This is a genomic window from Sphingomonas sp. P4_G3, from assembly GCF_056401105.1.
The window spans coordinates 696,697-718,782 of record NZ_JBFUJZ010000003.1 but is presented as its reverse complement, the minus strand read 5'-3'; the positions used below and the strand labels follow the sequence as shown (position 1 = coordinate 718,782).

Annotated in this window: 19 protein-coding genes and 1 pseudogene; 7 read left to right on the top strand and 13 right to left on the bottom strand. The window is 63.8% G+C overall.

What is annotated here, in order from left to right; genetic code table 11:
* Positions 1–62: 62 nt before the first annotated feature.
* Positions 63–332, bottom strand: a pseudogene (locus tag AC1DQQ_RS11655) (N-acetyltransferase family protein); the annotation flags it as partial.
* A gap of 823 nt (positions 333–1,155) precedes the next feature.
* Between AC1DQQ_RS11655 and AC1DQQ_RS11650 the strand changes: the two are divergent.
* The gene (locus AC1DQQ_RS11650; RefSeq protein ID WP_478045259.1) at positions 1,156–1,821 is read left to right on the top strand and encodes an NAD(P)H-dependent oxidoreductase; all 666 of its coding nucleotides are present in this window, start codon (positions 1,156–1,158) and stop codon (positions 1,819–1,821) included.
* A 48-nt stretch (positions 1,822–1,869) separates the two neighbouring features.
* On the opposite strand, the gene arr is transcribed toward AC1DQQ_RS11650, so the two are convergent.
* Together arr and AC1DQQ_RS11640 are read right to left on the bottom strand one after the other, a co-directional pair.
* Positions 1,870–2,286: an NAD(+)--rifampin ADP-ribosyltransferase gene (gene arr / locus AC1DQQ_RS11645; RefSeq protein ID WP_478045257.1), complete on the bottom strand. Its 417-nt coding sequence runs from the start codon at positions 2,284–2,286 to the stop codon at positions 1,870–1,872.
* Positions 2,287–2,344: 58 nt separating this feature from the next.
* Positions 2,345–3,310: an alpha/beta fold hydrolase gene (locus AC1DQQ_RS11640; RefSeq protein WP_478041367.1), complete on the bottom strand. Its 966-nt coding sequence runs from the start codon at positions 3,308–3,310 to the stop codon at positions 2,345–2,347.
* 181 nt (positions 3,311–3,491) lie between these two features.
* Between AC1DQQ_RS11640 and AC1DQQ_RS11635 the strand changes: the two genes are divergently transcribed.
* Complete coding sequence (locus AC1DQQ_RS11635) at positions 3,492–4,076, top strand: TetR/AcrR family transcriptional regulator (protein WP_478045256.1); 585 nt, start codon at positions 3,492–3,494, stop codon at positions 4,074–4,076.
* A gap of 10 nt (positions 4,077–4,086) precedes the next feature.
* Here the strand turns inward: AC1DQQ_RS11635 and AC1DQQ_RS11630 are convergent, their stop codons facing one another.
* The 4 genes from AC1DQQ_RS11630 to AC1DQQ_RS11615 form a co-directional block, all read right to left on the bottom strand.
* On the bottom strand, positions 4,087–4,419 hold the full coding sequence (locus tag AC1DQQ_RS11630; RefSeq protein WP_478045255.1) for a UrcA family protein: 333 nt from the start codon (positions 4,417–4,419) through the stop codon (positions 4,087–4,089).
* A gap of 198 nt (positions 4,420–4,617) precedes the next feature.
* Positions 4,618–5,100 carry a hypothetical protein gene (locus tag AC1DQQ_RS11625; RefSeq protein WP_478045253.1) on the bottom strand — a complete coding sequence of 161 codons (483 nt, stop codon included), beginning with the start codon at positions 5,098–5,100 and terminating at the stop codon, positions 4,618–4,620.
* A gap of 105 nt (positions 5,101–5,205) precedes the next feature.
* Positions 5,206–5,850, bottom strand: a complete 645-nt coding sequence (locus AC1DQQ_RS11620; protein ID WP_478045252.1) for a hypothetical protein — start codon at positions 5,848–5,850, stop codon at positions 5,206–5,208.
* On the bottom strand, positions 5,847–6,149 hold the full coding sequence (locus AC1DQQ_RS11615; RefSeq protein ID WP_478045251.1) for a PadR family transcriptional regulator: 303 nt from the start codon (positions 6,147–6,149) through the stop codon (positions 5,847–5,849). Before AC1DQQ_RS11615 ends, AC1DQQ_RS11620 begins: the two co-directional genes overlap by 4 nt.
* A 103-nt stretch (positions 6,150–6,252) precedes the next feature.
* Here AC1DQQ_RS11615 and AC1DQQ_RS11610 point away from each other — a divergent pair, with 103 nt between their 5' ends.
* Positions 6,253–6,675 (top strand): acyl-CoA thioesterase, encoded by a 423-nt coding sequence (locus tag AC1DQQ_RS11610; protein ID WP_478045249.1) that lies wholly within the window; start codon positions 6,253–6,255, stop codon positions 6,673–6,675.
* 116 nt (positions 6,676–6,791) lie between these two features.
* Here AC1DQQ_RS11610 and AC1DQQ_RS11605 read toward each other — a convergent pair whose 3' ends face one another.
* Positions 6,792–7,286, bottom strand: a complete 495-nt coding sequence (locus tag AC1DQQ_RS11605) for a winged helix-turn-helix transcriptional regulator (protein WP_478045247.1) — start codon at positions 7,284–7,286, stop codon at positions 6,792–6,794.
* Between the two features lie 145 nt (positions 7,287–7,431).
* On the opposite strand from AC1DQQ_RS11605, the gene AC1DQQ_RS11600 reads away from it, so the two are divergent.
* From AC1DQQ_RS11600 to AC1DQQ_RS11585, 4 genes are all read left to right on the top strand, one after another.
* Positions 7,432–7,749 carry a CC_3452 family protein gene (locus AC1DQQ_RS11600; protein WP_478032303.1) on the top strand — a complete coding sequence of 106 codons (318 nt, stop codon included), beginning with the start codon at positions 7,432–7,434 and terminating at the stop codon, positions 7,747–7,749.
* Positions 7,750–7,850: 101 nt separating this feature from the next.
* Positions 7,851–9,938 carry a RelA/SpoT family protein gene (locus AC1DQQ_RS11595; protein WP_478032301.1) on the top strand — a complete coding sequence of 696 codons (2,088 nt, stop codon included), beginning with the start codon at positions 7,851–7,853 and terminating at the stop codon, positions 9,936–9,938.
* A 71-nt stretch (positions 9,939–10,009) separates the two neighbouring features.
* Complete coding sequence (gene tsaD / locus AC1DQQ_RS11590; RefSeq protein ID WP_478045245.1) at positions 10,010–11,038, top strand: tRNA (adenosine(37)-N6)-threonylcarbamoyltransferase complex transferase subunit TsaD; 1,029 nt, start codon at positions 10,010–10,012, stop codon at positions 11,036–11,038.
* Positions 11,035–12,021, top strand: a complete 987-nt coding sequence (locus AC1DQQ_RS11585) for an NAD(P)H-dependent glycerol-3-phosphate dehydrogenase (RefSeq protein WP_478045244.1) — start codon at positions 11,035–11,037, stop codon at positions 12,019–12,021. Before tsaD ends, AC1DQQ_RS11585 begins: the two co-directional genes overlap by 4 nt.
* 215 nt (positions 12,022–12,236) lie before the next feature.
* On the opposite strand, the gene AC1DQQ_RS11580 is transcribed toward AC1DQQ_RS11585, so the two are convergent.
* The 5 genes from AC1DQQ_RS11580 to AC1DQQ_RS11560 all read right to left on the bottom strand — a co-directional run bounded on the left by AC1DQQ_RS11580 (position 12,237) and on the right by AC1DQQ_RS11560 (position 21,941).
* Entirely contained in the window at positions 12,237–12,977 is a 741-nt protein-coding gene (locus AC1DQQ_RS11580) for a class I SAM-dependent methyltransferase (protein ID WP_478045242.1), read from the bottom strand.
* On the bottom strand, positions 12,974–13,717 hold the full coding sequence (locus tag AC1DQQ_RS11575) for a class I SAM-dependent methyltransferase (RefSeq protein WP_478045240.1): 744 nt from the start codon (positions 13,715–13,717) through the stop codon (positions 12,974–12,976). The genes AC1DQQ_RS11580 and AC1DQQ_RS11575 overlap by 4 nt, the downstream gene beginning before the upstream one ends.
* 526 nt (positions 13,718–14,243) lie before the next feature.
* Positions 14,244–17,486, bottom strand: a complete 3,243-nt coding sequence (locus AC1DQQ_RS11570; RefSeq protein WP_478045238.1) for a glycoside hydrolase family 2 TIM barrel-domain containing protein — start codon at positions 17,484–17,486, stop codon at positions 14,244–14,246.
* Positions 17,487–17,541: 55 nt separating this feature from the next.
* Positions 17,542–19,053 (bottom strand): tryptophan halogenase family protein, encoded by a 1,512-nt coding sequence (locus tag AC1DQQ_RS11565; RefSeq protein ID WP_478041379.1) that lies wholly within the window; start codon positions 19,051–19,053, stop codon positions 17,542–17,544.
* A 104-nt stretch (positions 19,054–19,157) separates the two neighbouring features.
* A complete protein-coding gene (locus AC1DQQ_RS11560) occupies positions 19,158–21,941 on the bottom strand; it encodes a TonB-dependent receptor (RefSeq protein ID WP_478032294.1) in 2,784 nt (927 codons plus the stop codon).
* Positions 21,942–22,086 lie beyond the last annotated feature (145 nt).

The window sequence follows — 22,086 nt, the reverse complement described above, 5'->3', positions numbered from 1 at the left end:
TGCGAGCGGCTGACCAGCACCAGCGTGGGATCGCCCGGAAAATCGCTGATCACGAACCCCATATCGCGCTCGAGTTCTATTGCCTCGTGGTTGTCGCGGCTTTCGATCGATTCCAGCGAGCGCAGTCCCTTGGTGTCCGCATAACGGGCGACATGGGCGAGCAGCTCCCAGCCGATGCCATGATGCTTGTGATCTTCGCGGACCGCGATCGCCACCTCTCCGTGATCGAAGCTCTTGTCGCAGGCGAGCATGCCGGAGGCGACCATCATCGACCCATCGGCCGTGAAGACCAGAAAGTTCTCACTGAACAGATGGTCGGGATGGGTAAGCATCGCGATCTGACTGGGCGAAACCTCGTTGATGCCGGTGAGAAAACGAAACCGGAGATCCGGCCGACTTACGTGACTGAAGAAGTCCTTGATCGTGTAATCGTCATCGACACTCACGGGTCGAACGTGAAACCGCGCGCCGGTGCGAGTCGTGATGAACGTATCGAGGCCTGGATTATTCACGTCGGTTACCTTGGTAGGCGCACGCGGGACGGTTGGTTGGGGCGATCGTCGTTGGACAGCGTGCGCAGCGGAGATTCGCGCGGGATATTGATCGGCCCCGACGCAGATCGGTTGTCCATCGTTACCACATTTCCTGCCGCGACCTGTAGTAATTCTGCCCTAAATTAAAATCGACCTCCGCTCATGACAATTTAAAATCTAACTTACCCACGAAACATTTATTGAAAATACCATACTAGACTGGGTTGAAACTCAAATAAAAATGCCGAGGCCCGTCACGGATGACTCGCAAAAACTTACTCCTTTTTGCGGCTCAATCGGCAGGCCCACCGGGCGCGATTAGGTCTTTAGATGCGCAGCGCCTATGAAGCTCCATCGCTGACGCATTTTTCGAGGCATCCAGCGACTGAGAGACCACGATGCTCCCGCTTAACGGGAGTTCCCTGTGACCAATTCGATATATCGGACAAGCGCGCCTTAGCTGAGGAGGGCGCCACCGCAGCCGCAGTTCATCAAGAGACTGCAGGCCTCCCTGACCGTTCGCAGGCCTGATGAAGGCCGATGCATCAGCGCGTGTAACTTTGGCTAAACCCGTCAAACGAGACGGTTACGGCCGCAACCGTGAGAAATTTGGAGCCGATCGATGAGTACCGCCCCCGCCTTAGCACCGGCACAGCTGCCGCTTCGTCATCTGCTGGTGTACGTGAATCCGTCTTCCGACAGCTTCAATCGCGCCATGGTCGAGACCTATAGCAAGGAAGCGGAGGTCCGCGGGCAGGACGTCGTGGTGCGCGATCTTTACGCAATGAATTTCGACCCGGTGCTGAGAGCGGAAGAACGCCCGCTTCACGATGCGTGGACCTCCTCGCCGGATGTCGCGGCCGAGCTTGCGTTGCTAATGTCATGCGACATTCTGGTGCTCATCTACCCGATCTGGTTTGGTTTGCCGCCGGCGATGCTGAAGGGATATGTCGATCGCGTACTCGGCGCGGGCTATTCGTTTCGCGACATGGTCGGCCAGGTCGGTCAGCATGCGTTGAAAGGAAAACCGCTGCTCTCGTTCAGCACGTCCGGCACATCGCATCCCTGGCTCGACACGCAAGGGCAGGAGGTGTCACTCCGCGAAATATTCGACGTCTACCTCTGGCGCGGATTTGCCATGAAGCAGAGCGAACATATCATGATCGACAATGTCGTTCCGAACATCAGCGCGCATTATGCGGCAGAACAGCTGGAACGGGTTCGGCAGACTGCTGAGCGCACGTGCGCCATGTTGGCTGACCAGCGCGCGCCTTGCGCCGCCGAGTAGCTTTCCACGGGCTCGCCAGACGAGTGGCCCGACATTACGGCGACGATCCTAGTCCTCGATGATCGTGTCGCTGCCTTCCTGCGTCATCCGGGCGAGATTGTCCTTCATCTCCTGGAGTCGCTCGGGGGAATGGCCGACCCAGTCCTCGACCTCGCCGGTGATCCGTAGCGGATCGGCCGAGCGGTAGGATGCGGTCATGTTGCCGGGAAGCCTCTTGTCGGTGAGATTCGGATCGTCCTCGAATGGACCGGTCGGCTCGACAATGAAGATGCGGCCCCGGCCTTCGCCTTTGGCAAGCTCCGCGCCCCAGGTCGCCGCTTCGAGCGTCGCGGTAAAATAGATGTGTTTCAGCCCGCGCTCGACGAAATTGCTTCCGAAGCCCGGTCGCAGGAGGCTTCCGATCTCGAGTTCGGCCTTGGTACCGTGATAGAAGAGAGTCCCAGGGGGAACGTCCTTGGCATACATTAGCGCCTCCTCAGGCTGGGTCGGCGGCAGCAACGATCTGCTCGACCGGGCGGCGTTGCTAGATCGACCACAAGGTTCGCGCTTCCTCGGCGAGAAGATCCGGATGCTCCTCCGGCCAGAACAAGCGGCCGCCGTCGACAAGGCGTATTCCGCGCGACTTGGGCAAAGTGCGATCGAGCCACTCCGCCCATTTGATCGGGAACAATGGGTCGGCCGTTCCCCAAACCATCCGCGTTGGCGCCTCACAGCGTTCGAGCAATGGCTTGATCGCGACAAGCGGATTGGGGTCGAACGCGGCCAGATAGCGGTTGAGCTGGGCTCTTCTTGGCGGCGAGGCGATAAGCGGGCGGAGGCTGTATTCGATCGCCTCATCGCTGAAATTCGCGGGATCGACATAGGCACCGCCTCCGATCCCTTGCGGAGACCTGGCATAGGATCGATCCGCCAGGTGTCGCTCGATCTTCTTGTCGTACACGCCGTCGCGAGCCTGCTGGATCGAATTGCGCATTTGCGGCGGCGGGCTGTTCTCGTGAACGTCGCAATTGGTCAGAATGACGGTGCGAATTCTGCGGGGATGCTGCGCCATGAGAAGCTGCGCAATGGTGCCGCCACTATCGTTGGCGATCAGGTCGACGGCCGGGATGGAAAGCCGGTCGAGAAACGCCACGAGCATGTCGGCCTGGGCATGAGGGGAGAGATCCTGCTCCTCAGCCACCTCCGAATAGCCCAGCCCCATCAGGTCTGGCGCGAGACATCGCCGCCGGTTGGCCAGGCGTTGCAAAGCGCCGCGCCACTGAAAGCCGCTGAGCGGGAAGCCGTGGATGAAGAGGGCGGCGGGACCGCGTCCGCGTTCGACAAAGGCGATGCGCCCGAACGGTGTGGAAACATATCGCCGCGACGCGTGATACGCCGCCGCATCCAATCTGGTCGGCACGCTTTTCTTGTCGCGGCCCGATGCGCCCGCGGGGAACGCAAGGATTCCCGCGGCGACGAAAGACGCTTGAACAAACTGCCTGCGATCCATCGCGCTCTCCCTTCGCGGCCGATCAGATGGGGTGATGTACGTCGTTCGATCGAGTCCTTGAGCCGCGCGGACGGCTACCATTGCGGTCAAGGCTCGCCTTGACACCCCAAGCAAACGGAGGAATATCCTCCGATTATGAAAGCGTCAAGGAGGTCGGCGGGAAACCAGCCGCGGGTGCACGGTGCGGGCTGATGCGCGAAAGAACCGGCAACGGCTGATCGACGTCGCTGTCGAATTGGTTCTGGAAGTTGGCGGCGCGCCGGCGCGAGACGCGATCGCCGAACGCGCCGGGGTTGGCATCGGAACGCTCTACCGGCACTTCCCCGACCAGCAGTCGCTACTCCATGCCGCCACGCGTCACGTGCTGGAAAAGAGCATCAGTGCCGGAGAGGCCCTGATCGAAACCGCTCCCGACGGTGTCGACGCGCTTCGCCAATATATGCACATGGCCCTGGATAACGGCATCGGCGCGGTGAACATTCTCCATCCGCTTCTGGAGAAACCGGACTGGCCCGACCTCCGTGTTCGTGCGGCCAGGCTCATGAAATCCCTGGTTGGCCGCGCCATGCGGGAAGGTTCTCTCCGCGATGATCTGTCCGAGCGGGACATCGTGTTCGGCTTGACGCGCTTCGCCCGGCCGTTGGCGGTGGGATTGCCGCCGGACGAAGAGCGATCGCTCGCGCATCGGCACCTCGATTTCTACCTCGACGGGCTGTGCGCGCGGAATCCTGGTCCGCCGAAGCCGGCCATCTCGGAGGTGGGGTGATACGTGGCGTTCAGAGGTCGCGGCCACGGAGGCCCGCCTCGCGCCGGGCGATCGCATAGGCCCGGCGAGTCGACGGCGTCATGCGGTACATGATTTCCGAGCGCATCATGTCGGGGCAATACCAGGGGTCTTCGCGCGATTCGATCGGCGTGATCTCCGCGCCGTGAAGCCGGCAGAATTGATGCGCCGCCGCGGCGACGCGCTGCCGGAGCGCGGCCCTTCCGCCTACCGTGGTCAGGGTGAGATCGGTTATTTCGACCGTCACATGCGGTTCAGGTGCCGGCGGCGGCAGCGTTGCACATGCCCCGAGCGACAGAGCCGCGAGCATTGCCATCCGTTGCATGTCGATCTCCTGCGATGGGCAAGCCGGTCGCGTGGCGTGAAACACGCTGCCGGCGGGCGAGTGGAAATTGGTCAGGTGGCGGTCAGCCGCCTTGCCTGATTGTCATCTCGGGGCACTGACGAACGTCACGCGCTCGGAAATGGGTGTCGACCGGAGCAGCAGGCGGCGGGGACAATCCGGACCGCCCGCTTCCCGACGCTATCGTACCCAGCGGAAGCGGCTGACCATGGGCTCGCCGTCGTCGCCGACGAAGGTCGCATTCTCGATCATTTCGCTGCCATCCGCCGACACTGAATAGACCCGCACCGACGCGAGAGTGCCGCCCTTGGTCAATCCCATGACCAATATGCCCGGTGACGGATTTGTCATCGCGACGCTGTCGGCGACCGTCTGATCACCGCTGATCGGGACGGCCTTTCCGTCGAGCCGTTCGCGCGACGTCATGCGTCGTGCGCTGCCGTCCTTCGCGGTGATCACATAAATGGTGTTCCAGATGCCGGCGCCGCCATCGGCAAATTCCGCCGTCACGCTGGCGGGACCCGCACTACCCGACGCCGGCAGCGATCCGGTATCGAGCTTCCACTTACCGAGAAAGGGCGACGAAGCGGGTTGCTGCGCCGGGGCCGCCATGGCCGGGACCGACGCGACCGCGACTGCGATCATCGCGAGAGGCATTTTCATCTCTGGTCTCCTTCTACACTGCGTTGAAAGAAAGACGCACGTCTCCCCGGCGGGCGGCCCGCCGCCCGGTTCAATCTCGACGTCGCAAAACGAATTCCCGAAAAGTTACGCGGCCGATGTGCCGGGCGGCGCTCCGGCGAACAGGTCCGCCTGCCATCGGAAGAGACACCAGCTCGCTGCGAGTTCGATCGCGAGCGCCGCCATCGGAAGCAGCAGGAAGGCCATGTCGAGAAACAGGACGGTGGTGAACAGGAGGAGCGTGACCGTGGCCGCGCTGTTGATGCGCGCCAGGGTGCCGACGCGCGCCCAATCACGCTCGAGGATGAACCAGGGCATCAGCAAATGCCCGGCGATGAGTCCCCAGATCAGGATCGCCAAAGGCGGGGCAAAGCCGCGGTTCCAGGGTGTCAGCAACGGCGAATGCTCGCCGCTTCCAGCGAGCCATCCGGATATCCCGGCATGCCCCGACGGCAGAAAGGGGAAGCCGGCGCCCGTGCCCATGACCAGCAGCGCGACGATCGGGAGGAGTCCCAGCGCGACGGCATGGCTGGTCAGCGTAAATCGCCCTGCCGCATGGTTCGGCATGTCGCGCAAGGCACCCGTCAGGCAACCGACCGCAAAGCTGAGCGGCCTGCCATCGTCGATCGCGACCTCGAATTCGGCATGCATCGCCAGCGCCCAGTCGCGGCGACGATCGCCAAGACAGGCCTGCGCCAACGTCATCACGGCACAAGCAAGTTTCGCCGTCATACTTGCACCTCCTTGAATCCCGACACGCTCCGCTCCCCGGCCGTTTCCCGCGCGAGTGCGAGACCCTGCGCCGTCAGCCGATAAGCGTGCCGCGGCGGCCTGCCGGGCTGCGCCGGCTCGCGCCATTCCGCCTCGACCAGACCCTGATCGGTCATGCGCATCAGCAGCGGGTAGAGCGTGCCGGACAGCAGGCCGGTTTCCTTCATGATGTCATAGCCGTGGCGCCACTCACGAGGGCTCGCCGACAGCGCGTCGAGGAGCCGGACCATCTGTTTCGAAGGGCGACGATTGGTAGCCATGCAGAGAATACAACATATGTAGATTTAGGAGTCAAGACGGTGAGGCGAACGGACGCGATCGATCGAACTGGCGGTCTGGTAACGCACACGATATGCGCCAGGCATGACTCGCCCCGGCTTTGCCTTCTCCACCCCGATCAAGGTCCGCTATGCCGAGATTGACGGGCAAAAGGTCGTCTTCAACTCGCGCTATCTCGAATATGCCGATGTCGCCGGGACCGAATTCTGGGAATGGACCGGGATCGCCGATGCGCTGGGGCCGGTCTGGACCGAGACCGAATTCCACGTCCGCCATGCCGAGGTCGAGTTCCTCAAGCCCTTCTCTTACGGCGACGTGATCCTTGCTTATGCCAAGGTCGAGCGGCTCGGGTCGACCAGCATGACGCAAGTGTTCGAACTCTGCCATGCCGCGACCGGCGAACTCCATTCGATCGTGCAGCTGGTCACGGTCAACGTCCATTTGCCGACCGGTCAGCCGGTGCCGATTCCGGAGGCGATCCGGGAGTTCATCGGGAAATTGGGGTGAGTTCAGCCCCTCCCCTTCAGGGGAGGGGTAGGGGGTGGGGGAGGCCTCGTAGAGTGCAGCGCTTGGCGCACTGCCCCACCCCAACCCCWCCCCTGAAGGGGAGGGGCTTTTTATCGCTATTCCGCTGCCTGCTGCAGCGRCTCGTCGTCACCGACCACGTCTTCGAGCAGCGCCCAGTGCATGTCGCCCTTGTTGAGCACGCGTCCGTCGTGCGACAGGACCTCGACCGGCCGGATGCGCCGCATGTCGCGCGCATCGACCAGCACCGGCTCCGCCGGCACGCCGGTTTCCCAGCGCTCGCCCCATTGCCGGAGCGCGACCATCGTCGGCAGCAATGCCATGCCCTTGTCGGTCAGCCGGTACTGGATCTTGCGGCGATCCTCGGGCATCGCCTCGCGGGTCAGGATCTCATGCTCGACCAGCCGCGCGAGGCGGTTGGCCAGGATGTTGCGCGCGATGCCGAGCTCCGACTGGAACTCCTCGAAATGGTGCAGGCCGTTGAACGCAGCGCGCAGGATCATGAAGCTCCAGCGCTCGCCCATCGCCACGAGTGCCGCCGAAAGGCCGCATTCGGCGAGCTCGCGCAGCGGCTCCCTCAGGTGTCCGCCCATCAGAATTCCTCTCTATGCATCGAAGCGTATCCCATTTCCTGCGTCATGAAAATGCCATGTAGATTTTTAGTTGCAACTGAAAACCTAATACACTAGGTGGTGATTCGCAACCTATTGTGCGTTGCAACGGACGTAGGAGGAAAACATGTCCCGCATTGCCCCCAGGATTCTCGCCGCCATCGCCGTCGCCATGGTCAGCACCACCGTCGCCGTCGCGCAGCCCCAGGGTCCCGGTTACTACACCGCCACCCCTGTCGAGGCGCCGACCAAGACCAGCCTGATCACGCGCGACACCGTGTGGAAGTTCCATGACGGCGCGTTCGCCGCCGCCAAGGCGCCGGAGCGCGATATCGTGCTGTGCCAGCTCGTCGCGCAGCGCGTCGGCAAGCTGACCTCGTTCACCGTCGGCGGCCAGGCGCTCGACGCCGACACGCTGTCAAAGTGCAACGCCAAGGCCCAGTAAGCCTGTCACGATCATACATCCCCTCGTTGGCCGCGCGCCTTTAATTGCTCGCGGCCAACATTTTGTTGCAAAGCAGCGCCAACCCGCCCCATCTTAGCGGTATGCTGCGTCAGTACGAACTGGTTGATCGGGTCCTCTCTTACGACCCCGAGGCTGATGAGGCCTTGCTCAACCGCGCGTACGTCTTTTCGCTCCAGGCGCATGGCTCGCAGAAGCGCGCATCGGGCGACCCCTATTTCAGCCATCCGATCGAAGTCGCGGGCATCCTGACCGACCTGCATCTCGACGACGAGACGATCGCCACCGCGATCCTCCACGACACGATCGAGGATACGGTCGCCACCCCCGAGCAGATCCAGAAATTGTTCGGCGACAATGTCGCGCGGATGGTCGACGGCGTCACCAAGCTCTCCAAGATCGAGGCGCAGACCGAAAGCGAGCGCGCCGCCGAGAATCTGCGCAAGTTCCTGTTGGCGATGTCGGACGACATCCGCGTGCTGCTGGTCAAATTGGCCGACCGGCTGCACAATATGCGCACGCTCCACCACATCCCCAATCCGGACAAGCGCAAGCGCATCGCGCGCGAGACGATGGATATCTACGCCCCGCTCGCCGAGCGGATCGGCATGTACGAGTTCATGAAGGAGATGCAGACGCTCGCCTTCGCGCAGCTCGAACCCGAAGCGTATGAATCGATCCAGAAGCGCCTCGACCAATTGCAGGAAGGCGGCGACCGCATCGCCAAGATCGGATCGGGTGTGAAATTGCTGCTGTCTCGCCACGGTGTCGATGCCGACATATCGGGCCGCGAGAAGCACCCCTACAGCATCTGGAAGAAGATGCAGGAGCGGCACATCAGCTTCGAGCAATTGTCCGACGTGATGGCGTTCCGGGCGATCGTGCCGACCGAGGAGGATTGCTACCGCGCGATGGGGGTCATCCATCGCCGCTGGCCGTTCGTGCCGGGGCGGTTCAAGGATTATATCTCGACGCCCAAGCGCAACGGCTATCGCTCGCTCCACACCTCGATCATGCATGCCGGCGATACGCGGGTCGAAATCCAGATCCGCACCGGCGAAATGCATGCCGAGGCCGAATATGGGCTGGCGGCGCATTGGGCGTACAAGACCGGCAAGGTCCGCGCCGACGGCCAGCATAGCTGGATCACCGACCTGGTCGAGATCCTGGAAACCGCCGAGACGCCCGAGGAATTGCTCGAGCATACGCGGATGGCGATGTACCAGGATCGCATCTTCGCCTTCACGCCGAAGGGCGAGCTGCATCAATTGCCCAAGGGCGCGACGCCGATCGATTTCGCTTATGCCGTCCATACCGATCTCGGCGACCAGGCGGTCGGCGCCAAGATCAATGGCCGCCACGTCCCGCTGCGCACGGTGATCGAGAATGGCGACCAGGTGCAGATCCTGCGCTCCAAGGCGCAATCGCCACAGCCCAATTGGCTCAACTTCGCGATCACCGGCAAGGCGCGCGCGGCGATCCGGCGGCATCTGCGCGCGATCGAGCGCAAGGAAACGCTGACCCTTGGCCGCAAGCTGTACGACGAGATCGTCGATCGCCTGCCGGCGCCGCTGTCGGTCGATGCGGTCAAGACCGCGCTCAAGAAGCTGCAACTGACCGACGAGGATGCACTGATCGAGGCGGTGGCGCGGCGGCGGATCACCGATGCCGAGTTGATGGAAGCGCTGATGCCGGGATCGGCCAGCACCGACGCGGGCCGCGCGCTGCCGCAGCAATCGTCGGCGATCTCGATCACCGGCCTGACCCCCGGCGTCGCCTACAAGCTCGATACGACCTGCCATCCGGTACCGGGCGACCGCATCGTCGGCCTGAGGCGGCCCGACCAGGAGATCGAGGTCCACCGCATCGATTGTCCGGTGCTGGCCAATTCGGACGATGTCGATTGGGTCGACCTGGCCTGGGGCGACAAGTCCGAAGGCGGACTGGCGCGGATCGAGGTGACGTTGAAGAACGAGCCCGGCGCGCTGGGCACCGTGTCGACGATTATCGGCCAGCACCGCGCCAACATCATCAACATCCGGTTCGACACCAGCGACACCGGCTTTCACACCAACCAGATCGACCTGGAAGTGCGCGACGCCGCGCATCTGGAGAAATTGATGGCGGCGCTGCGCGCGGCGGATGCGGTCAACGCGGTGACGCGGATATAGCAGTCCAAGGCGGGTGGCAGCGCAGACTCCGGCGCTTCGACAAGCCAAGGCCGAACCGTTAGAGACATATGATGACTCTCATCCTTGGCCTCGAATCCTCGTGCGACGAGACCGCGGCGGCGTTGGTGACCAGCGACCGCCGCATCCTGGCGCACAAATTGGCCGGACAGGAAGCCGCGCACCGCCCTTATGGCGGCGTGGTGCCGGAAATCGCCGCGCGTGCGCATGTCGAGGCGCTCGAACCCCTGATCGAAGCCGCGCTGGCGGAAGCCGGCGTGACGCTGTCGCAAGTCGATGCAGTCGCCGCGACCGCAGGCCCCGGGCTGATCGGCGGAGTGATGGTCGGGCTGGTCACCGGCAAGGCGCTGGCGCACGCCGCGGGCAAGCCGCTGGTCGCGGTCAACCATCTCGAAGGCCATGCGCTGAGCCCGCGGCTCGCCGATCACGATCTCGATTTCCCTTATCTGCTGCTGCTCGTCTCGGGCGGGCATTGCCAATTGCTGCTGGTCGAAGGCGTCGGGCGTTATCGCCGCCTCGCCACCACGATCGACGATGCCGCGGGCGAGGCGTTCGACAAGACCGCCAAGATCCTCGGCCTCGGCTTTCCCGGCGGCCCCGCGGTCGAGCGTGCCGCCGCGATCGGCCAGGACATCGTGCCCTTGCCGCGCCCGCTGCTCGGATCGGCCGAGCCGCATTTCTCGTTCGCCGGGCTGAAGAGCGCGGTGCTGCGCGCGCACGACACCGGGCAGTGGCGCGTCGAGGACATCGCCGCGAGCTTCCAGCAAGCCGCGGTCGATTGCCTGGTCGACCGCACCCGGCGGCAATTGGGCGATACCGACGCGACCGCGTTGGTCGTTGCCGGCGGGGTTGCGGCTAACACTGCGGTGCGCGCCGCGCTCGAATCGCTGGCGGGCGATTATGCGCTGCCGTTCAGCGTGCCGCCGCAATGGCTGTGTACCGACAATGCCGCGATGATCGCCTGGGCCGGGGCCGAGCGCTTCGCGGCGGGCCTGACCGACCCGCTCGACATCGCCGCGCGCCCGCGCTGGCCGCTCGACCCGGACGCGGAAAAGGTGCGTGGGGCAGGAGTGAAAGCGTGAGCGGAAGAGTGATTGGCGTTCTCGGCGGCGGTGCGTGGGGTACGGCGCTCGCACAGGTCGCAGCGTCGAGTGACCGCGAAGTACGTCTCTGGGCACGCGAACCCGAGGTGATCGAGGCGATCAACAGCACGCACTTCAACCCGGCGTTCCTGCCGAACGTCCCTCTTTCACCCAGCATTTGCGCCAACGCCGACATCACCTGGGTAGCGGAAGCGGAAGTGGTGTTCGTGGTCACCCCCGCCCAGCATATGCGGTCAGTACTCGACGACATGCCGCGCAACGCGCAGGCATTGATCCTTTGCTCCAAGGGCATTGAGGCCGGCACCTTCAAGCTGCTCCATGAGGTCGCCGCGGAAGTGATCGATGGATCGCCGATCGCGGTCCTGTCTGGCCCCACGTTCGCGCATGAAGTCGCCGCCGGCCTTCCCACGGCGGTTACGTTGGCGGCTGAAGACCTCGATCTGGCCGCGAGTCTCGCCGAGTTGATCGGGCTTCCCACCTTCCGGACCTACGCGTCGGACGACGTCATCGGCGCGGAGATTGGCGGGGCGGTCAAGAATGTGCTGGCGATTGGCTGCGGCGTAGTCGAGGGCGCGGGGCTGGGGCAGAATGCCCGCGCCGCGCTGATCGCGCGTGGTTTTGCCGAGATGACGCGGTTCGGGATGGCGCGCGGCGCTCGGGCGGAGACGATGGCCGGCCTGTCGGGGCTGGGCGATTTGGTGCTGACGTGCTCGTCGACCAGCAGCCGCAATTTCTCGCTCGGCGTCGGCCTTGGCGAAGGGCGGTCGGCGAGGGAATTGCTGAGCGACCGGCGGACGGTGGCCGAGGGCGCCTTCACCGCCCCGGTGCTGCGCGAAGCGGCGGCCGAGGCCGGGGTCGACATGCCGGTGACCGAAGCGGTGTGTGCTTTGCTCGACGGCGCGCCGGTCGGCGATGTGATCGGCGCGCTGCTCAGCCGGCCGTTGCGGGGCGAGCGCGAGTAAACCCGGAACCCCACCGGATGGTGACGTCGAGCTCGAATTCGAGCCGATCGCCTTCTTCTCCCCTCCCGCTTGCGGGAGGGGTCGGGGGAGGGCTTGTCCGATTTCCGTCGGGGTCGTTACCGACACGCCCTCCCCTAGCCCCTCCCGCAAGCGGGAGGGGTTCTCACGCTCGCCTCTCGTTGGACCCCGGGACAAGCCCGGGGTGACGGTGGGGGCTAGGGCCTGTGAAACTTGTAGATGAACTGGTCCGTATGCCTGCGGATTGACTGGTCGAACACCGGCTTGGTGTGATCGTCGCCGGCATTGGCCAGCAGCTTCGACTCGCCGTCGAACACGAATCCTGCCGCGGTCACCTGTTTCTTGACGATCGCCGGGTCGATTCGGTGCAGCGTATCGGTGTCACGCATGCCCGATCCCGGTGCGGCGGCATGATCGATGATCAGATAGATGCCGCCCGGCTTGAGCGCGTCGAACACTGCCTTGTTGAGGACGGCAGGGTCGATCGAGCCCATGAACTTGTCGGGATAATCGTGATAATTTTGCGAGGTGAAGACCAGGTCGACCTTTTCGGGCGCGGTCAGGCTGGTCGCCGGCTGGGTGCTCGCCGAGACATTGGCGAAAGCGGGCGTGCCGGCGGCCGCCGCATAGCGTTTGACGTCGCTGCCGGCTTCCGCCGCATAAGGCTGCGGCCAGATGCCGTAGACATGCCCCGATGGCCCGACGATGCGGGCAAAGGTGCGCGTCCAATAGCCGCCGCCCGGGATCAGATCGATCACCTTGTCGCCGGATTTCACCCCGGCAAAGGTAGCGATCTCCGGGCCGTGGCGCCGCGCATCGAGCGCGACGTCACGCGCCAGCCGCGTGTCCGCGGTGGCGGTATTGCCGGTGTCCCATTTCTGGGTGCAGCCACCGAGCGCGGCGGCGCCCAGCAGCACCGCCAACCCGGCCCGGATCACTTGAGCGGCTTCCGGAATTTGTAGACGAACTGGTCGGTGACGCCGCGGATCTTGGGATCGAACACCTTGAGACTGTGATCGTCCTTGGGATTGGCCAGCGCCTTCGATTCGCCGGCAAAGGTAAAGCCGGCGGCAAGCACCTGCTTCTTGACGATCGCGGGATCGATGCGGTGGAGCGTTCCGGTATCGGTCAGGCCGCTGCCCGCCGGCGCGACATGGTCGATCACGACATAGGTACCGCCGGGCTTGAGCGCCTTGAACACGGCGGCGTTGAATGCGTTGAGCGCGGGCTCGCCGCGCCCGTCATTGGGCAGATCGTGATAATTCTGCACGGTCCAGACGAGGTCGACCGGCTTGTCGACCGTGATCAGCCCGGCGTCGACCGCGGCGGTGACATTGCTCAGCTTGCGGCCGTTGAGCGCATCGACCGTCGCCTTGGCGCGATCCCCGGCCGCGCTCGGCCACAAAGCATAGACATGGCCGCTCGGCCCGACCGCGCCGGTGAAGATGCGTGTCCAATAGCCCTGGCCCGGCAGAAAATCGACCACTTGCCAGCCCGGTTTCACGCCTGAAAAGGCGACAACCTCCGCGGCATGCCGGCGCGCATCGTCGCCTGCCTGGTCGGCGCGCGCCGGATCGGCCAGCGCCTTGGCGATCACGGGCGACACGTCCGATTTCGCCACCACACCAATCGGCACAGCGATTGCGGCTGCCGCCGCCAACATCACCCCAAAGCGCATCGATCCTCTCCTTCAACGATTATCGTTACGCCCATGATCTAGACCTGTCCGGCGACGGTTCAATGACCGTCGCGCGTCGGGTGACCCAAAAGATTTCGTAACCGGCCACTCCCTGCGCGTCGAACCGTGGTCCCCAAAGGCTGCCATTGTTAGCCGCAATAGAACCCTCATTCCGTTGGCCACCTACCCAAAAGGCCGCCTATTCTTGAAGACCATATTTCCGACGTGTTCCAGTGCGGCTTCAAGATCCTCTCGCCGATACAAAGCGTTCCGAGGCAGCGGTAATATAGGCTGTATCTCCAGTCGGAAAGCGGATTTTCGTAGCAGATACGGCTTGGCACCGCGTTCTGAATTTTCGGAAATGTCGCGCGTCATCCATCTCAACCTGCCCCCGGCGCCATGCTTTCGGGGCATGGGATATGGTAGGCCGTCGCCGCGACGAACGCCGCCGTCAAGGTTTGCCCGGGACGGCCTGAACTGCGTCGCGCGAAACCCGGCGCGCTACCGCGCGCGCCGGAGTAAGCCCTCATTCCTCGCCGGTCGCGCTGGCCGGCAATGCCTTCTCGGGGGTCGTCCCCGCGCCCGCAAAGGGCGTGAGGCGGAAGGCGAACCGGATCGGCGCCAGGGGGACGCGGTATTTGGCAAGCGGCTTGCCGACCTCGCTCCACTGAGTGTCCCCGCCGACGCCCCATTGCGCGCCGTCGATCAACAGCGTCACCTGACCGTGCGGTATGACGTCGGTGCTCTTCCACGTACCAGGCACATGCCGGTCGAGATCGGCATACGGAAACGCCAGCGCGTTGATCATCAGCGGCGCATCGCCGCTGACACGCAGCCCGCGCCCGGCGCCGCTTAGCTCCATCCAGCGCACATCGACCTTGTTGCCGGTCTCCTGCGGGCGGATATAATCATGGTTCTGCGCGGCGATCGCCCCACGCCATAGACCGATCGGCGCCGAGGTCTTGCGATCGACATAGCTTTCGTGCGGGCCGCGCCCATACCATTCGAGCGTATCGATGTCGGTTGGCATCGCGAAGGCCAACCCCACCCGGAACGGCGGCGGAATATCCTGACGCAGCGGAGTCAGTTTGCCTACCACTGCAACACTGCCGTCGTCCGCCATCGTATAGGTGGTGACGAAGCGCGCAGCGCCATCGCCCAGGCCATAGTCGAGCCGTACCGCGACGCCGCCGTCTTTGAAACGCTCTGTCGAAACCCCGCGCACGGTGCGCGTCTCGCTCATCGCCTTCCATGGCTTGAGCTGAACCTCGGTGCCGATGCCGATATCGTTGTCGGTCACCGCGCGCCAGAAATGCGGCGCGCCGCCGCTGGCGAGCAGGACACCGTCCCGCGCATAGCGCCGAACCAGTCCGCTGTTGCGATCGATCACGAGGGTTGCGGTACCGGCCGAAAGCGTGATCGCGCCATCCGCCTCCTTTACCGCCACGGCAGCCCGCCCGGCGGGCGTCGCGGGCGGAACGGAGGCGGTGGCGTTCAGCGCGAACTGCTCCCAGCCGACGATATGCCCAGCCGGAACCAGCGGGATTGCCCCGTCGCGGGCGCGGGCGCGGATCGTCACGAAATATTCGGCGCCCGGCTTGCGCACGATCGGACCGATCGGCAGCGTCACAGCCTGGGTGGCATGGGCCGCTGTGGTCATCGGCGGCAATGCGCCGTGCGCGACGGCCACGCCGTCCTCGATGACCTCCCATTCGAACGCGAACCCCGAAAGGTCGCGGAAATCGTGGCGGTTGCGCACCATCACGCGCCCGGTTGCGGCGTCGAACGCCTCGAACTGAATCGGCGCATAAACCTTGCGCACCTCGTAGAGTGCCGGATTGGGCGTTCGGTCGGACTGGTTGAGGCCATCGCCGAACTCGATCTCCCCACCCGGGTTCGGCCCGTATTCGCTGCCATCGCCCCAATAGCGCCGACCGTCCTTGGTATAGCGATACATCGACTGGTCGACCCAGTCCCAGATGAAGCCCCCCTGCAATTTGTCGGGATGCGCGTAGATCACATCCCAATAGTCTTTCAGATTACCGCCGGAATTCCCCATCATGTGGGAATATTCGCACTGGATCAGCGGCTGCTTGAAGTTCCAGTTGGTCGCATAGTCGGCCATCTTCTCCGCGCTGTCGTACATCGGCGCGTAGATATCGGCATACCAGTTGGGTCGATGATCGTGGATGCCGTCCCAGGTGCCCCAACCGAGATAGCTGACGAGGCGGCCCGGATCGCGCGCTTTCGCGGCCGCGGCCGCGGCGGCGAAATTTGGCCCGATCCCCGCCTCGTTGCCCATCGACCAGAAGATGATCGAGGGATGGTTCTTGTCGCGTTCGACCATGTTGGTGACGCGGCTGACATGTGCGTCCTTCCATGCGGGATCGAACCCGATCTGGAGTTCGGCGCGCCGGTCTGGATGCTTGTTCGCATAATCCATATAACCGTGGCTCTCGATATTGGCCTCGTCCATCACATAGAGGCCATATTCGTCCGCCAGCGCGTACCAGCGCGGGTCATTGGGATAATGCGACGTCCGCACCGCATTGATATTGTTGCGCTTCATCAGTTCGATATCGCGGCGCATCGAAGCTTCGGAAACAACGTGGAAGGTCTCGGGATCATGCTCATGGCGGTTGACGCCGCGGATCACGATGGGCTTGCCGTTGATGGTGACTAGGCCGTTTTTCATTTCGACCGTGCGGAAGCCGATCCGCTGCGGCGTTGCCTGGACGACGTTGCCGTCAGCCCCGACCAGTTCGACCAGCAGCGTGTAGAGATTGGGCGATTCAGCCGACCACGGCTTCACCCCGGGTACGGTTGCCGCGAGCGTGACGGTGCGTTCGGCACTGCTCGGAGCAACGCGCATCGCGCGCACGAGGAGCGTGCGGTCGCCGTCGAGCAGCGTGATCCGTGCGGTCATCGCCGCGGTCGCGGGAGTGACGGTGACCTCGGTCGACAGCGTGCCGTCGCGATAGGCCGCATCGAGCCCGGCATGCACGAAGATGTCGCGCACCCGCGCCCGAGGCACCGCCATCAGGAACACCTCGCGCTCGATGCCAGAAACGCGCCAGAAGTCCTGGTCCTCGAGATAGGAGCCGTCCGACCAGCGGTGGATCTGGATGGCGACGACATTCCGGCCCGGTTTGACGAAGCGCGTGACGTCAAACTCGCTCGGCAGCTTCGAATCCTCGGAATAACCGATTTTCGCACCGTTGACCCAGACTTCATAAGCGGACCCGGCCGCGCCGATGTGCAGGATTACATCCTGCCCCGCCCACCCTGCCGGCAGGGTGACGTCGCGGCGATAGGAGCCGACAGGATTGGTCGCATGCGGGATCAGCGGACGGTTCGCCGGGAACGGATAGGTGATGTTGTTATAGCGCGGCTGATCATATCCCTCCGCCTGCCAGTCGGCGGGCACCTTGATGTTGGCCCAGGAGGAGACATCGAAACCCGGCTGCTCGAATCCGGCGGGGACCGAGTCCGACGAGGGCGACAGCGCGAATTTCCACTGGCCGTCGAGGCTCAGGAAGCGCGTCGATCGGGTCCGGTCGCCGGATAGCGCCGCGGTGCGGCTCTCGAAGGGGAAACCCGTCGCATGAGCCGGCAGTTTATTCCGCGCGAAGACCGCCGGATTCTCCCAGTCGGGGCGCGCCGGATCGACTTGGACCGGCTGCACCCGCGGCTCGTCTCCAGCCAGTGCGCCGGTTGCCAGGCCAAGTGCGATAGCGCCGATCAGAATCCTCGAAACCTTCACAGCCATCTCCCTGTCCGCGGCGGCGCCGCCCCTTGCTTCAAACGATGCCGTCCCGACGCTGCTACGCAGCCATCGCATTGCAATGCTGCGCGATGAAATCCTCGTGCCGCGGCATCCGCCGCGCGGCAGCCGCAGTCACCGCGGCAATGCGCGCCATCCGCACGCGCGCTTCTTCCTCCGGCAGCGCGCCGGCCAGCGGATCGAAGCCCTTCGCGCGAAGGCCCTGCCCATCCATCACCGCCAGCCAGCTAGTTTTGGAGAAGAGCTCGTCGGCCTCGCGGAAGACCCGTCCCGTGGCGCGGTAGATCCGGATCCGTTCGGCGAGCGTTTCCGGCACCGGCATGCTGCGGACATGATCCCAATAGGGTGTGTCGGCGCGTTCGGTGGCGTGAAAATGGAGAATGATGAAATCGCGAATGCTTTCATATTCCGCGATCATCAGCCGGTTGTAGCGGCGAGTATCGGCGGGCTCGAATGCCCGGGTCGGCATCATCTCCAGCAAACGGGCGATCCCGGCCTGGATCAGATGGATGCTGGTGGATTCGAGCGGTTCGAGAAAGCCACTGGCGAGACCCAGGGCGACACAGTTCTTTACCCAGAAGGCGTCCCGCCGCCCCGCGCGGAAGCTCAGCACCCGCGGGTCGCCCAGTGCCTCGCCCTCCAGATTGGCAAGCAACGTCGCGGTCGCCTCGTCCTCGGACACATGCCCGCTCGCGAAGACGTAACCGTTACCGGTGCGATGCTGGAGCGGAATGCGCCATTGCCAGCCGGCCGGCCGCGCGGTCGCGCGCGTATTGGGCGTTGGTGCACCCACATTCGTGCTCGGCACTGCGACGGCCCGGTCGTTGGGCAGCCAGTGTGACCAATCCTCGAAGCCGGTCTGCAACGCGTCGCCGAGCAGGAGCGCCCGGAAACCCGAGCAGTCGATGAACAATTCCGCCGCGATGCGTTCGCCCGACGACAGGGTGACCGCCTCGATGAAGCCGTCGTTCCCGCGCAGCGCGACGTCGACGACCCGTCCTTCGTGCCGGACCACGCCGGCTGCCTCGGCATGGGTGCGCAGAAAGCGGGCGTAGAGCGATGCGTCGAAGTGAAAGGCATAGCCGATGCGGTGAAGGGGGGTGTTGCCGCCATCGGAGAGCGGGCGCATGAACCGCCCCTGCCGCGCCGCCGCGGCGCAGATCGAGTAGGCGTCGAGCGCCTCAGCCGCGCCGTTCGACCGCAATCGCTGCCAAAGCCCCTCGAACGGCACCGCGCCGAGATCGGTGCCGTAGAAGCCGAACGGATGGAAATAGCGCGAGCCCGGCCGCAGCCAGTCGACGAATTCGATGCCGAGTTTGAAGCTGCCCATGGTTGCCTTGACGAACACGTCTTCATCAATGCCGAGCAGCGCATTAAACGCTTGGATCGGCGGGATCGTGGCCTCGCCGACACCAACCGTCCCGATCTCCTCGGATTCAACCAAGGTGATCGCGACGTCGCTGGTGCCGAGCACCCGCGCGAGCGCGGCCGCCGCCATCCAGCCGGCAGTGCCGCCACCGACGATCGCGATGCTGCGCAGCGGCCGATTCATGCTGCCAACTGCCGGCACTCGCCGCCCCTTTGCATCGTCATGTCACTCGTCCCCTAAAGGATCGCCGGCGTGGTCGGAGGAAACACCACGCCGGCGGTCGGGGATCAATAGGTCGCGCGGATCGAGAAACCGAACCGACGGTCATTCAGCGTGTACTGCAATGGCTGGCTCGGCGTGCCGATATAGGTCACGTTCATCCGGTTGGTGATGTTCACGGCATCGACCGATATTGCGAGATGCTTGTTCAGGTTGAAGCTGATCGAACTGTCGAGCGAGGCATAGGGCTTCTGGAACTGCGGGATACCGTTCGCGCCGCTGCCGTAGGTTGTATCGAGATATTTTCCGCGCCAGCTCCAGGCGAGACGGGCTGTAATGGGCCCCTTCTCGTAAAGCCCGACAAGGTTGTAGCTGTGCTTCGACAGTTTCTCGAGCGGCACCTGGGTCGGGATATTGCTACCCGCGGTCGCGAACGGGTTGGTGACGTTGCTGTCGACATATGTGTAGTTCGCCTGGATACCGAACCCGCTCAGCAGGCCCGGCAGGAAGTCGAAGAATTGCTGGTAGGCTGCCTCGAAGCCCTTGATTTTGCCACTGCCCGTGTTGACCGTGGTTCCAATGTCATAGTCGATACCGTTGAAGCGACGCACGACGGTGCCACCGGCGAGGAACCCATCCACAGTCTTGTAAAACGCACCGAGCGTTACCGAGCCCGTGGGCGCGAAATACCATTCGATCGTCGCGTCATAGTTGGTCGAGGTGATCGGGTTCAGGAACGGATTGCCCGATCCGCCACTCGGTCGTCCGGTGATTGGACTGACCTGGGTGGCGGGGTTGAGCGTAACGTTCGTCGACATCTGATCAAAATTCGGCCGGGCGAATGATTTGCTGAAGGCCAGACGCATCTGAAGCTTGTCGGTCAGGTGCGCCCGCAGGTTGAAGCTGGGCAGTGCCTTCACATAATCGCGACTGACTTCGAGTGGGACCAGCGTCCCGTCGCTGTTGAACACCGTACCACGCGAGCCGGTAGAGGTGCGCACCACGCGCACGCCCACGGTGCCATCGATTTTCAGCCCGCCGAGTGCGGTCGCGTAATCCGCCATGACATAGCCGGCGAGCGTGTTTTCGGTCTGGTGGTTGAGGTCGCCTGCGGTGAACGCAGTCTTGGGCGTGGCGCCGAACAATGCTTCGGTCTTGGTGAGACTGTCGAACAGTCCGCTGCCGGTCGAGAAGCCGGGATATAGAATTCCGCCCGTCAGCGTCCTCCCATCGAAGAAGTTCGGCGTTGGACCCGCGAGCGCCAACTCGGGATGCGCCGACACCGGGACGAATGCCGTGCCCGCAGGCGCGGAGCAACTGGGGTTCGGCCCTGACGGCAGGAGGCAGAAGGCATTCCAGGTGCCACGAAGATCGATCGAGCTTTCCGCATAGCGCGCGCCGACCCGCAATTTCTGCAGCAGGCCGCCCTCAACGTCATATTCGAGGTCGGATTGCAGCGCCACTTGCTTCGCGTCGTTCCGTTGCAATGAATCCGCCATGTAGGTGAAGGCGTAGTTCGCAGGGTTCGACAGTAAGCCCGGATTGCGTACGTTCCACACCGGTCGCGAACCACGCAAATCGAAATCGACGATGCTTTGATTGTTCGCCGTATAGGGTGTTTGCCCGGTCTGGTCGTACAGCGAAATCACGAAGCCGTTGCGATCGGCATCGTAGGACGACTTCAGATATTGCGCGTCGAATCGAGCATGGAGCCGATCGGTGACATCCCATTTCGCATTGAGCGTGTAATTGCCCGTGTCGTTGGTCAGATCCTGATCGAATCGCGCCGACTCGAAGACCTGGTTGGCGAGCGAGCCCGAGGTGGCATAGCCCGCAGAATCGAAGGTGAACGCCGCCCCGTTGAGTGGTGTCGTGGTGGGATTACCATTGTTATTATAGTAGAAATATTTGCCCTGGCGGAAAAACTTATATCGCGAGAAGAGGGCCTGCGCCGTGATGAGCAGATTGCTGCTCGCCTGCCATTGGAAGGCGCCGGCGATGCCGAAGCGCTTGCGATCGCCACCATCGTCATAGATCTGTTCGCCGAACGGGACCTGCGCATTGGCGGGCGCGCCGGGAATCGTGATTCCGGTTGGGATCGGGCCAAACGCGCCGATCAGGATCGCGTCCTGGCGATAGGAGCTACGCGCATAGGTGGCATTGAGCAGGATGCCCATTTCGCCAAGGCCCGTCTCGAAGCGATTGCTGTACAGCAATGAGCCCGACCCGCCGAACTTGTCGGCGCGATCGTAATAATTGCCTTTCAGGGTCGCGCTGACGAGCTGCCCGGGAGCGTCGAACGGCAGTCGCGTGCGGATGTTTACGACGCCCGCGATATCGCCCTCGATTGTGCTGGCGGGCGGATTCTTGAAGACGTCGATGCCTGCGAGCAGCTCGGGTGGGGTCGCCTCGAGATCGAGCGTTCGGCCGCCAGATGCCGAGATCGCGGCGCGTCCGTCGATGAAGTTGCTGACTTGCGTCAGGCCACGAACGGTAATGGCGGGTTGGGTACGATGGTCGAAATCGGTCGCGCCCTCGCCATAGCGGCGCTGGATCTGGACGCCGGTGATCCGCTGCAGCGCCTCGACGGTGTTGGCGTCGGGCAGCTTGCCGATATCCTGCGCGTTGACCGAATCGACGATCTGATCCGAATTGCGCTTGGTCGCCTGGGCCGAGCGTAGACTTGCGCGCACGCCCGTGACGACGATCTCGCTCCCCGCCGCCGCATCCTTCTCCGGTGCGGCAACGGCCGGCGCCGTGCTGGTTTGTGCGATTGCGGACTGTGCCACAGCGACCATGCCGATTGCGGCGAGCGACGCGCCGACCAGCAGGCGATTGCGAAGCGGAATCATACATCCTTCCCCACATTGTCGGCATCGCAGGAGACCATTCCCCATCCGTCCCGATCAATTGTCCGACTTAATAATCGCCGAGCTATTGTAGGACAAGAGGCAATATTTTGCTATCGTGCGCATTGCCGGCGCGGTTCCAAAAAGA

Coding starts and splice junctions, on each gene's coding strand:
- AC1DQQ_RS11565 (WP_478041379.1), bottom strand. CDS start 19,053: ATGAATCGGCCGCTGCGCAGCATCGCGATCGTCGGTGGCGGCACTGCC.
- AC1DQQ_RS11595 (WP_478032301.1), top strand. CDS start 7,851: ATGCTGCGTCAGTACGAACTGGTTGATCGGGTCCTCTCTTACGACCCC.
- AC1DQQ_RS11610 (WP_478045249.1), top strand. CDS start 6,253: ATGACTCGCCCCGGCTTTGCCTTCTCCACCCCGATCAAGGTCCGCTAT.
- AC1DQQ_RS11600 (WP_478032303.1), top strand. CDS start 7,432: ATGTCCCGCATTGCCCCCAGGATTCTCGCCGCCATCGCCGTCGCCATG.
- arr (WP_478045257.1), bottom strand. CDS start 2,286: ATGTATGCCAAGGACGTTCCCCCTGGGACTCTCTTCTATCACGGTACC.
- AC1DQQ_RS11640 (WP_478041367.1), bottom strand. CDS start 3,310: ATGGATCGCAGGCAGTTTGTTCAAGCGTCTTTCGTCGCCGCGGGAATC.
- AC1DQQ_RS11575 (WP_478045240.1), bottom strand. CDS start 13,717: ATGCGCTTTGGGGTGATGTTGGCGGCGGCAGCCGCAATCGCTGTGCCG.
- AC1DQQ_RS11630 (WP_478045255.1), bottom strand. CDS start 4,419: ATGCAACGGATGGCAATGCTCGCGGCTCTGTCGCTCGGGGCATGTGCA.
- AC1DQQ_RS11620 (WP_478045252.1), bottom strand. CDS start 5,850: ATGACGGCGAAACTTGCTTGTGCCGTGATGACGTTGGCGCAGGCCTGT.
- AC1DQQ_RS11650 (WP_478045259.1), top strand. CDS start 1,156: ATGAGTACCGCCCCCGCCTTAGCACCGGCACAGCTGCCGCTTCGTCAT.
- tsaD (WP_478045245.1), top strand. CDS start 10,010: ATGACTCTCATCCTTGGCCTCGAATCCTCGTGCGACGAGACCGCGGCG.
- AC1DQQ_RS11560 (WP_478032294.1), bottom strand. CDS start 21,941: ATGATTCCGCTTCGCAATCGCCTGCTGGTCGGCGCGTCGCTCGCCGCA.
- AC1DQQ_RS11625 (WP_478045253.1), bottom strand. CDS start 5,100: ATGAAAATGCCTCTCGCGATGATCGCAGTCGCGGTCGCGTCGGTCCCG.
- AC1DQQ_RS11570 (WP_478045238.1), bottom strand. CDS start 17,486: ATGGCTGTGAAGGTTTCGAGGATTCTGATCGGCGCTATCGCACTTGGC.
- AC1DQQ_RS11615 (WP_478045251.1), bottom strand. CDS start 6,149: ATGGCTACCAATCGTCGCCCTTCGAAACAGATGGTCCGGCTCCTCGAC.